The 10,989-nt window shown below is 69.7% G+C and carries 10 protein-coding genes; 5 read left to right on the top strand and 5 right to left on the bottom strand.

All coding sequences use genetic code 11. The annotated features are described in order from the left end of the window. Positions 1–106: 106 nt before the first annotated feature. The gene (locus VGK78_RS14390) at positions 107–1,318 is read left to right on the top strand and encodes a L,D-transpeptidase (protein WP_331528357.1); all 1,212 of its coding nucleotides are present in this window, start codon (positions 107–109) and stop codon (positions 1,316–1,318) included. Positions 1,319–1,774: 456 nt separating this feature from the next. Next, positions 1,775–2,470, top strand: a complete 696-nt coding sequence (locus VGK78_RS14385; RefSeq protein ID WP_331528356.1) for a hypothetical protein — start codon at positions 1,775–1,777, stop codon at positions 2,468–2,470. Between the two features lie 75 nt (positions 2,471–2,545). On the opposite strand, the gene VGK78_RS14380 is transcribed toward VGK78_RS14385, so the two are convergent. Genes VGK78_RS14380 through VGK78_RS14365 form a run of 4 tightly spaced genes read right to left on the bottom strand, consistent with a single transcriptional unit; the run spans position 2,546 to position 6,974 of the window. Continuing rightward, entirely contained in the window at positions 2,546–4,297 is a 1,752-nt protein-coding gene (locus tag VGK78_RS14380; RefSeq protein ID WP_331528355.1) for a cytochrome b, read from the bottom strand. A gap of 2 nt (positions 4,298–4,299) precedes the next feature. Beyond that, positions 4,300–5,418 (bottom strand): ubiquinol-cytochrome c reductase iron-sulfur subunit, encoded by a 1,119-nt coding sequence (locus tag VGK78_RS14375; protein ID WP_331528354.1) that lies wholly within the window; start codon positions 5,416–5,418, stop codon positions 4,300–4,302. Next, positions 5,415–6,284 (bottom strand): c-type cytochrome, encoded by an 870-nt coding sequence (locus VGK78_RS14370; RefSeq protein ID WP_414690687.1) that lies wholly within the window; start codon positions 6,282–6,284, stop codon positions 5,415–5,417. Before VGK78_RS14370 ends, VGK78_RS14375 begins: the two co-directional genes overlap by 4 nt. A 39-nt stretch (positions 6,285–6,323) precedes the next feature. Then, on the bottom strand, positions 6,324–6,974 hold the full coding sequence (locus VGK78_RS14365; protein WP_331528353.1) for a cytochrome c oxidase subunit 3: 651 nt from the start codon (positions 6,972–6,974) through the stop codon (positions 6,324–6,326). An 89-nt stretch (positions 6,975–7,063) separates the two neighbouring features. Between VGK78_RS14365 and VGK78_RS14360 the strand changes: the two genes are divergently transcribed. From VGK78_RS14360 to trpD, 3 genes are read left to right on the top strand one after another with little or no spacing between them, the layout of a single operon-like run. After that, positions 7,064–8,044 carry a cytochrome c oxidase assembly protein gene (locus VGK78_RS14360; RefSeq protein ID WP_331528352.1) on the top strand — a complete coding sequence of 327 codons (981 nt, stop codon included), beginning with the start codon at positions 7,064–7,066 and terminating at the stop codon, positions 8,042–8,044. A 10-nt stretch (positions 8,045–8,054) separates the two neighbouring features. Then, positions 8,055–8,486, top strand: coding sequence for a hypothetical protein (locus tag VGK78_RS14355; RefSeq protein WP_331528351.1), 432 nt, complete (start codon positions 8,055–8,057; stop codon positions 8,484–8,486). Between the two features lie 4 nt (positions 8,487–8,490). Continuing rightward, positions 8,491–9,537: an anthranilate phosphoribosyltransferase gene (trpD, locus tag VGK78_RS14350; RefSeq protein ID WP_331528350.1), complete on the top strand. Its 1,047-nt coding sequence runs from the start codon at positions 8,491–8,493 to the stop codon at positions 9,535–9,537. Here trpD and VGK78_RS14345 read toward each other — a convergent pair. Further along, the gene (locus VGK78_RS14345; RefSeq protein ID WP_331528349.1) at positions 9,529–10,989 is read right to left on the bottom strand and encodes a hypothetical protein; all 1,461 of its coding nucleotides are present in this window, start codon (positions 10,987–10,989) and stop codon (positions 9,529–9,531) included. The two genes, trpD and VGK78_RS14345, sit on opposite strands and share 9 nt — an antisense overlap.

The following is a 10,989-nucleotide window of genomic DNA, read 5'->3' as shown; positions in this document are numbered from 1 at the left end:
GCGTCCTAGGGGCATGGGATTCCGCGCGCCACGACGATTCCGGGTGCGCGGGGGGTCTCGGGTTACATTGAGGTCACTTGTCACCACACCTGTCACGGGGAGTCTGATGTCCGTCCTGCGCGCTCGCGTGCCGCTGCTGTGCGGCGCCCTGCTGGCCGTGTCCCTGACCGCGGGCTGCGGCTCGGGGGACTCGACCCACGACGGCGGCTCGAAGGGCCTCCAGGACGTCGTGCACAGCAAGTCCGCCCACCCGAAGCCGAAGGCCTCGGTGAGCTCGAACGTCGCGCGGGGCGCCAGCCACGTCCCGGTCGACCGCCTGGTCTCGGTGCAGGCCGACTCCGGAACCCTGACCGCGGTGACGGTGAGCTCCAAGTCCGGGACGGTCCCGGGGAAGATGTCGGCGGACCGCAAGAGCTGGACGGCCGGTGCGCTCCTCGAGCCGGGCACGACGTACACCGTGCACAGCGAGGCCACCATCGAGGGTGGCAAGCCGATCACCCGCACCACCCGCTTCCGCACCGCGGCGCTGACCCTGGACCAGCAGACCTACCCGTCCATCGCGCCGCTGAACGGCGAGACCGTCGGGGTCGGGATGCCGGTGATCGTGACCTTCGACGTGCCGGTCACCGACCGCGCCTCCATCGAGAAGCACCTGCACGTGACCGCCCAGCCGGCCCAGAAGGGCTCGTGGCACTGGATCAGCGACACCGAGGTGCACTGGCGCCCGGCGACGTACTGGAAGGCCGGGAGCAGCGTCACCGTGAACGCCGACATCAACAGCGTGCCGGCCGGCAACGGGATCTTCGGACAGCTCGACCGGACGGTCTCGTTCAACGTCGGGGACGCCCACATCTACAAGGTCGACGCGAAGACCGACCTGATGAAGGTCTTCAGCAACGGCACCCTGCTGCGCACCGTGCCGATCACGACCGGGAAGCCGGGCTTCACCACGCGTTCGGGCGTGAAGGTGATCGTCGAGAAGTACCCGCACAAGCGGATGAACTCCGAGACCATCGGCATCGACCCGAACGGCCCCGAGGGCTACAACATCGGCAACGTCCAGTGGGCGATGCGGGTGACCTACTCCGGTGAGTTCCTCCACGCCGCGCCGTGGTCGGTCGCCAGCCAGGGCCACGAGAATGTCTCCCACGGCTGCACCGGAATGAGCACCGAGAACGCCGACTGGCTCTACCACATGAGCCGCCGCGGTGACGTCGTCGTCACCACCGGCACCGACAAGCAGATGACGCTCACCAACGGCTACGGCGACTGGAACGAGTCCTTTGCCCAGTACCGCCTCGGCTCCGCCCTCCACTAGCCCTGACCCGGCTCTTGCCGACGCTGAGGAACGCTGACCCGGCTCTGGCCGACGCTGACCATCGAGATCGCGCAAGCACCTTCGACGGCGTTCTCCACAGCCTGCCCTCGGCGCTGGTTGAGGGTTACGGCAGTGGGCAGTCCTACGGTCATGACAACACTGAAGTGCATGACCTTCCTGGGTCCGGATGCCCCGGTTCCGATCGATCGCGCGTTCACGAGGCGCCAAGCCTTGGCAGAGGGTGTGCCCGAGCGACAGCTCGCCGCCTGGGTGTCAGCGGGCCTGCTCCTCAACCCGCTGCGGGGAGTGTTCCACGCAGCGCAGCTGCCAGATGGACTCGAACTGCGAGTGGAATGCTTGCGACTCGTCGCTCCGGGGAACGCCGTCATCACCGGTCGGACAGCCGGCTGGTACCACCGTGCGCCGATGGTCCTCGCCGCGGGCGATCATCTCCGCGTGCCGCGCGTCGAGATGCACCTGGCGCCGGGGAACCGACTCCGCAACTCGCTCGCGACCGGCGGGGAACGCACCTTTCTCGCGCACGAAGTCATCGACCTCGACGGACTATGGGTGACGACCAAGCTCCGGACAACGGTCGATCTCGGCATCGGCCTGCCGCGTGTTCAGGCGTTCGCGGCGATGTGCGCCATGGCCAAGGTCGCCGACTACGACAAGGCCGACCTCCTCTTCGAGCTCCGTGAGCGGGGACGGTTCGCGGGCTATCGCGGCGTACGCCAGGGCCGAGGCCTTGCGCCCCACGTGGATCCCGCCTTCGGCTCAGGCCCCGAGTGCGCGCTCGGACTCTCATGGCTGGACCAACCCGGCATGCCTCCGCTGACTCTTCAGCATCGGGTCGCCCATCCCGGCGGGAACTACTACCTCGATCTCGCGTGCCCGGAGTTGAAGTACGGCGCGGAGTACAACGGTCCCCGATGGCACGCCGAGGACCGAGCGGCGTACGACGAGGACCGCATCGCCTGGCTCGTCGAGCACGACGACTGGATCATCGACGTCTTCGAGGCGGATGACGTCTACGGGCCCGGTCGGGATCCTGGCATGAAGCTACGCCAAGGCGTGGAGCGTGCGCGACGACGCTACGGCGCGTTGTCCTGGTCGGGTCAGACGCGCGACGGAGATGCCTGGCTCGGCTGACGTGGAACCGGCGACGTCGGCAAGGGCCGGGTCAGCGCTCTCCAGCGTCGGCAAGAGCCGGGTCAGCGTTGGGCCTCAGTGACCGCGGAGGGGGACGTCCTCGGCGTCGCGGAGGGCGTGGTCGTCGAACTCGTGCCCCGATGCGGGGTGGGCGAGCTCGGACTCGATCTCGTGGATGTGCTCCGCGTGGTGGCGGGCCTCCTCGAGCTCCTCGGCGGTCGGCTTCTGCACGTTGTCGGCGAACATCGCCTTGGACAGCGTGGACCGGACGCGGTCGATGCGGGTGCCACGAGCGGCCACGCCGTTCTCGTCGACGTCCGGCTCGAGCTCGTGGATCCGGTCGCGCTGCCGAGCGGTGAGCGTGTAGGCCTCGGCCTCGCTGATCGGCAGATGACGCTCGCTGTACCCGCCCTCGGCCGACCGCATGATGATGCCGGTCTCGTAGCCGTGCAACAGCCGGTCGTTGTCCTGGCGCTGCAGCCCGATGCACCAACGCCGGGTCACGTAGAAGACGATCACCGGGAGGATGAAGATCGCGGCCCGCATGAAGTAGGTGATGGAGTTCAGGCTCCAGTGGAAGTGCGTGGCCAGGATGTCGTTGCCGCCCGCGGCCCACAACAGTCCGTACTCCGTCACCATCGCGGCCAGGAACGCCGTGCGCGTCGGCGCGTTGCGCGGTCGCTGGAGCAGGTGGTGCTCACGCCTGTCGCCGGTCACCCACTGCTCGAGGAACGGCCAGCAGATGATCATCCCGAAGAGGACGAACGGTGCGATCTGACCGGGGATCATGACGTTCCAGGAGATCGTGATCCCCCAGATATGGGTCTCCCAGTTGGGCATGATGCGCAGCAACCCTTCGGCGATGCCCATGTACCAGTCGGGCTGGGAGCCGGCGGTCACCTTGGACGGGTCGTAGGGCCCGTACTTCCAGATCGGGTTGATGGAGAGCAGCGCCCCCATCAGCGCGGTCACGCCGAAGACCATGAAGAAGAAGCCGCCGGCCTTGGCCATGTAGACGGGCAGCATCGGGTAGCCGACGACGTTCTGCTCGGTGCGGCCGGGACCCGCCCACTGGGTGTGCTTGTGGAACACCAGCAGCAGCATGTGGGCGCCGATCAGCGCGAGCAGCAGACCCGGGATGAGCAGCACGTGCACGATGTAGAGGCGCGGGATGATCACGTCGCCCGGGAACTCCCCGCCGAACAGGAAGAACGACATGTAGGACCCGACCACCGGTGTCGCCTTGATCAGTCCGTCGGCGATGCGCAGACCGGTGCCGGAGAGCAGGTCGTCGGGCAGCGAGTAGCCGGCGAAGCCCTCGAGGATGCCGAGCAGCAGGAGGATCCCGCCGATCACCCAGTTCAGCTCGCGCGGCTTGCGGAACGCACCGGTGAGGAACGTCCGCATCATGTGCACGAACATCGCGGCGATGAACAACATCGCCGACCAGTGGTGCATCTGCCGCATCAGCAGCCCGCCGCGCACGTCGAAGGAGATGTGCAGGGTCGAGGCGTAGGCGTCGGACATCGGGACGCCGCGCAGCTGTGTGTAGGAGCCCTGGTACGTCGACTCCGACATCGAGGGCGTGAACCACAGCGTCAGGAACGTGCCGGTCAGCAGCAGCACCACGAAGGACCAGAGCGCGATCTCGCCGAGCATGAACGACCAGTGGTCGGGGAACACCTTGCGCGCGAAGACCCGGGTCAGCGTGCCCAGCTTCAGCCGGTCGTCGGCCCAGCCGGCGACCGCACCCGCCCGGTTCGGCTTCTTGGCAGTCGCCGCGGTGCCGCGGTTCGTGTCGGCGATCTTGCTGGTGTCCAAGGACATGGTCAGCCTCGCTCCCAGAAACTCGGCCCAACGGGTTCGGTGAAGTCACGCTTCGCCGCCAAGTATCCCTCGTCGTCCACGGTCAGTTCGAGCTGCGGCAGCGGACGGGCGGCGGGCCCGAACAGCACCTTGCCGCTGTCGGCCAGGTCGAACGTCGACTGGTGGCAGGGGCACAGCAGATGGTGCGTCGTGCGCTCGTTGAGGGAGATCGGGCAGCCCACGTGGGTGCAGATCTTCGAGTAGCAGACGATGCCGTCGACCGACCAGTTCAGGGTCTGTGAGGACACGATGTCGCTGGGCAGCATCCGGTGCAGGATCACCGCGGCCTTCGACTTGTCCACCAGCAGGTCGGTGCCCTCGACGAGCGGCTGCTTGGTCTGGGGGTCCAGCGCGAACAGCACCTCGGGCTCGGCGTTGACCAGGTCTCCGATCTCCAGGTCGGTGACCTTGATCGGCGTCCCGACGACGTCGCGGACGACGCGCTGGAGCGTGCGGTTCTGGGTCTGCCACCACGCCTGCATCTCGGGCGTCCAGGTGTTGATGTCCCAGATCGTGTGGTAGAGCTTGTCGCCCGGCAGCGGGCCGAGGTCGCGGAGCATGATGATCGGCAGGAGGCCGAGGATGCCGCCGGCGGCGAGCAGGGTGTTGCGGATCAGCGGCCGGCGCCCGAGGCCGGACTCCTCGAGGCCGACCTGGAGGATGCCCACCGCTGCTTCGCGGTCCTCCTCGGAGGAACCCGCTGAGTGACGCATCTCCACGATCTCGTGGTCGCCCATCAGCTTGCGGGCCCATTGGATCATCCCGGCGCCCATGCCGAGCAGGGTCACTGCGAGGCAGAGGCCGAGCGCGACGTTGGAGGCACCGAGGTTGAAGAAGGTGTCGGGGTTGTCGCCGACCTGGAAGACGATGTAGCTGACGATGAACCCGACGGCGCCCAGGATCGCGAGCAGGAACAGCCCGGCGACCTGACGCTCGGCGCGCTTCTCGGCCCGCGGGTCGACGTCGGTCGGACGCCACTGGTGCGGCTCGAGGCCGGGGTCGGGGATGGGCTCGTCCACGTGGACACGTCCCGGGACGTCCTCATGGGCCTGCTGCTCGCCCACCGGGAGGTTGTCGTTCACGATTGCGACTTCTCCTTGCTCGAACGGGCCGTGTGAGCCGCGATCCAGGTGGCGACGCCGACCAGCGAGCCGATGCCCACGATCCACGCGAACATGCCCTCACTGACCGGGCCGATGCCACCCATCCCGAAGCCGCCGTAGTCGGGGTTGTCCTCCAGCGACTGGAGGTAGGCGATGATGTCGCGCTTCTCGTCGACCGACAGGTTGCCGTTGGAGAAGTTGTCCATCGCCTGAGGGCCGGTCAGCATCGCCTCGAAGATGTACTTCGGCTCCACGCCGCGGATCTTGGGCGCGTAGCCGCCCCTCGGCATGGCACCGCCCGACCCCTCGAAGTTGTGGCACGCGGTGCAGTTGGTCAGGAAGATCTCGCCACCTTGGGTGATCATCTCCTGGCGCTTCTCGTCGCTGATGCCGCTCAGGTCGTAGTCCGACGGGTTGGGGATGGCCGGGCCGGGACCGAGCGAGGCGACGTACGCCGCGAGGTCGGCGATCTCGTCGGGCGTGTAGCTGACCTTCTCCTTCTGCGGGATCTGCGGTCCCGGCTGGGTGGCCGGCATCCGGCCGGTGCCGACCTGGAAGTCGACGGCCGCGGCGCCGACGCCGACCAGCGACGGGCCGAGCTGGTTGCCGTCCAGGGTCTTCACGCCCTCACCGTTGGTGCCGTGGCAGAACGAGCAGCCGACCAGGAACAGCTGGTGGCCGCGCTTGATCTGCGCCGCGGAGTTGTCCTCCTGCGCCGAGGCGGGTGAGAACGCGGCGTACAGCCCACCGGTCAGGAGCAGACCCAGCAGGACCACGAGCAGCCCGGCGACGGGCCCGCGACGGTGCCTGGAGAGACGTCCGAGAGGTCGGTTCAGGAGGCGCACAGTCGGGTCCTTGCGGTCAGGAGATCGGACACGGGTCGGTCATTGGATGAGGTAGATGGTCGCGAACAGGCCGATCCAGACGACGTCGACGAAGTGCCAGTAGTACGACACGACGATCGCGCTGACGGCCTGCTCGTGGGTGAACCGCTTGGCCATGAACGTGCGGCCGAGGACGAACAGGAAGGCGACCAGTCCGCCGGTCACGTGCAGGGCGTGGAACCCGGTGGTGAGGTAGAACATCGAGCCGTAGCCCGAGGCCGGGATCGTGATGCCCTCCTTGATCAGCGAGGTGTACTCCGTGGCCTGGCCCGCGACGAACACCGAGCCCATGAAGTAGGTGAGGATGAACCACTCCCGCAGGCCCCACTTCGGCACCTGGAACAGCGAGCCGGCGCGGCCGACCTGACCGCGCTCCGCGGCGAAGACACCCATCTGGCAGGTCAGCGAGGACAGCACCAGGATCGTGGTGTTGACCGCCGCGAAGGGCACGTCGAGCTTCGCCGTGCTCTGTGCCCAGAGGGCGGGGCTCACCGCGCGGATCGTGAAGTACGACGCGAACAGTGCGGCGAAGAACATCAGCTCGCTCGACAGCCAGATGATGGTCCCGACGCTCACCATGCTCGGGCGGTCGTGATGTCCGTGGAGCCGGGAGGCCGGGATCGTCGTCGAAGCTGTCGCCACGGGCGCCATTATGTCCCGAGCCCTCCGGAGCGGGCACCCCGACCCCCTGGGCTTCGCGAGTTGTTTCCGGCGGTCGAGCCCGGCCTATTCTCGCAAGCGTGATCCCACCTGTCGTGCAGGCCGTGTTGCACGGCGCAGCGGCGGGCGAGGAGGCCCTCCCGAGGTTCACGCTCGGCGCCGTCGTCACCCAGTGGGAGCTGGTCTCGTGGGCGACCCTGGCGATCCTCCTGACCACGGCGCTCTACCTCTGGGGTGTGCAGTGGATGCACCGCCGCGGCGACCGGTGGCCGCTCGGCCGCACCGCGGCGTTCCTGGCTGCGATGGTGGCGGCGGCGATGGCGACCGTCTCGGGCTTGGGCACCTACGACGACACGCTGCTCAGCGTGCACATGGCCCAGCACATGATCCTCTCGATGCTGGTCCCGCTGGCGATGGCGCTGGGTGCCCCGATCACCCTCGCACTGCGCACCCTGCCCCGTCGTCCGCGCGGCTGGCTGCTGGTCGCGCTGCACTCGCGGGTGGCGAAGACCCTCTCGTTCCCACCGCTGGCCTTCACGCTCTTCGTGATCACTCCGTGGGCGCTCTACTTCAGCGGCTGGTACGGGGCGACGCTCCGCTCCGACTACCTGCACGAGATGACCCATCTCCACATGGTGCTGGTCGGCTGCATCTTCTTCTGGCCGCTGATGGGCATCGACCCGCTGCCCGGCCGCATCGGCTACCCGTTCCGGCTGCTGCTCACCGTGCTCACGCTGCCGTTCCACGCGTTCATGGGAGTCACGATCATGGCCCAGGACACGTTGATCGGCGGTACCTGGTACCCCGCGCTCCACGAGGGCCCGATGGGGGCCTGGCTGCCGAGTCCCGCCGCGGACCAGCACCTGGCCGGCGGCATCCTCTGGAGCTCCGGCGACGCGATCGGGCTGCTCTTCTTCGCCACCCTGTTCGTGCAGTGGGTGCGCTCCTCGCTGGCCGAGGCGAAGCGCGAGGACCGGCGGCTCGACCTGCTCGAGGCGCGGGAGGCCCGGGCCGCACGAGCAACCGCGGGCGCGGCGCCGACCGACGAGACCGGACGGTAGCCTTCACCCCGTGAGCGACTCGAAGGCCGGCTCGAAGGCCAGGCTGCGCGTGCTGGTCTACAGCGACGACGTACACGTCCGCGAACAGGTGATCCTCGCGCTCGGGCGCCGGCCCCACCCCGACTTCCCGGAGCTGGAGTACGTCGAGGTCGCGACCGAGCCGGTCGTCCTGCAGAACATGGACGCCGGCAGCATCGACCTGGCCATCCTCGACGGCGAGGCGGTGCCGGCCGGTGGCATGGGCATCGCCAAGCAGCTGAAGGACGAGATCTACCGGTGCCCTCCGATCCTGGTCCTGATCGGTCGTCCGCAGGACGCCTGGCTGGCCACCTGGTCGCGAGCGGAGGCGGCGGTGCCGCACCCGATCGACCCGGTGCGCCTGGCCGAGGCCGTCACCGACCTGCTGCGCCCCCGCCTGCCCGCCACCACCTCGACCGCCTGACGCCGTGTCCGACACCGTGGACGCCACGGCGTACTCCTGGGGCGAGGTGCTGGGCGCCCTCGTCCAACGCCGCGACCTGACCGGTGAGCAGGCTGCCTGGGCGATGGGCGAGATCCTGTCCGGTGCCGCGACCCCTGCCCAGATCGCCGGGCTCGCGGTCGCGCTGCGGAGCAAGGGCGAGACCATCGACGAGGTCACCGGTCTGCTCGACGCGATGTACGAGGTGGCGACGCCGCTGACCATCCCCGGCCGCGCGCTCGACGTGGTCGGCACCGGGGGAGACCGCTCGATGAGCGTGAACATCTCGACGATGGCCGCGATCGTGGCCGCCGGGGCCGGGGCGCGCGTCGTCAAGCACGGCAACCGCTCGGCCTCGAGCCAGGCCGGCTCGGCCGACGTGCTGGAGGCCCTCGGCATCCGCCTCGACCTCGCTCCCGACCAGGTCGCCCGGCTGGCGGAGCAGGTGGGCATCACGTTCTGCTTCGCGGCAGCCTTCCACCCGGCGCTCCGGCACGCGGCGGTCCCGCGTCGCGAGCTCGCCATCGGGACCACCTTCAACCTGCTCGGTCCGCTGGCCAACCCGGTGAAGCCGGCCGCCCAGGCGATCGGCTGCGCCGACCCGCGCCTCGCGCCGCTGATGGCGGGGGTGCTGGCCAGGCGCGGCGTGGATGCGTGGGTCTTCCGCGGCGACGACGGGCTGGACGAGCTCACCACCACGACGACCTCGCAGGTGTGGCTGGTCCACGACGGGGTCGTGACCCCGTCGTCGGTCGACCCGTCCGCCCTGGACCTTCCCCCGGCGAAGCCGGAGGACCTGCGGGGCGGCGACGTCGCGCACAACGCGGACGTCGTACGCCGGATCCTCGCCGGTGAGTCCGGTCCGATCCGTGACGCCGTGCTCCTCAACGCCGCGGCGGCACTGGCGGTCTACGACAGCCCCGCGGAGGCGGTCGCGGACGCCCTGCCCGCGGCGTACGTCCGGGCGAGCGAGGCGGTCGACTCCGGGGCGGCCGCGGGTGTCCTCAGCCGCTGGGTCGCGGCCTCAGCCTGACCCGGACGGCGCGACCGGAGCTGCCGGTGACCGCCAGTCGCGAGGTGCCCGCAGCATCTCGAGGTCGTCGGAGCGGTGCACGACCGACCAGCCCTCCTCGGCGACCAGTGCGTACGCCATCCGCGTGTTCGGTCGCAGCACCGCGACCCGGATGCCGGTCTCGTGCAGGTCGTCGGTCCAGCCCGGGGAGAGGTTCAGGAGGCCGGTGTTGCGGTCGAGCTCGGCGGCGGTGAACGTGTCGCCGTACCCGTGCATGAGCAGGTCGAGGCGCGGGTAGCGCCACATCAGGTAGCCGCCGAAGTCCCAGTCGTCGAGCACCTTCGTCCCGGGAGCGAGTCCGCGGATCGCCGGATCGGCCCACCGCGGCAGCGCGACCGGGTCGTCGGAGGTGTGGGGCACTGCGAGCGCGAGCGCGACCAGGGTGAGGGCCGACCCGGCCAGGACCGCCCGGCGCTCGCCGCGCCGGACCGGGTCGGGACGAGCAGCGGTGCGCCGTACCAGCGACTGCACCGGCCCGGCCGCGAGCGGGGCCAGCATGGCGGCCGCCAGCGCCACCGTCCGGTCGGCGTAGGCCGCGAACACGCCGGCCAGCGCGATCAGCAGCGTCTCGGTCCACGGGTTCTCCCGGCGCCGCCAGAGCCCGACCAGCGTGGCCGCGAGCAGCACCGCGAACCCGGCCGAGGACCACGAGATCCAGTCGGGCGGCAGCCACTCGGAGAAGTAGCCGCGACGCGACCCGACCGCGGCGACGGCCCCGTAGAGCGCCGGACCGACCGGGGTGACAGCAGCCGCGGCTGCGCACGCCGCGGTGACGACCGCGGACCGGATCACGACGGTCCGAGGGGCGCGATCGAGCGCGAGCCCGACCGTGGCCACGGCCCCCACCAGCAGCGCGACCGGCCACATCCCGTGCAGCATCGCCCACAGCCACACCAGCGGCACCAGCCACCACCGTGCGCGGTGGTCGTCCAGGGTGCGGAGCCAGGCGGCGACCACCGCGGCCGCGCAAAGGTAGCTGAACACCTGCGGACGCATCGACAGCCCGGTCTGCATCCCGAACAGGGCCACGGCGGTCACCGGCATCGCAACCAGAGGCTCGGCGCGTACCCGGGCGGCGGCGTACACGCCCAGGAAGAGGAGCACCTCGAGCAGCCCCGACAGCCACGCGACGCCGGCCAGGCCGAACCAGTCCTCGGTCTTGGCCATGACGACCTCGGACAGCCACTGGGTCGGCACCCAGTCCGCCGTGGCGAAGGTGCTCACACTGCCCGGGTGGCGCAGCGACCAGCCCTGCAGGAACTCGTGGCCGAAGCGGAGGTGGAAGTAGGTGTCGGTGTTGGTCAGCGGCCGCGCCGTGTTGACCAGCAGCGAGACCAGGATGCCGGCCAGCACCAGCCAGGGGAACGCGGTGCGGAGGCGCGGCCAGAAGGGGTGGCGCCGGACGGGAGCCAC

The organism is Nocardioides sp., from assembly GCF_036503465.1.
Classification (GTDB): Bacteria; Actinomycetota; Actinomycetes; order Propionibacteriales; family Nocardioidaceae; genus Nocardioides.
Note: the sequence above shows the minus strand (reverse complement) of the source record. Positions and strands in the feature narration are given on the sequence as shown.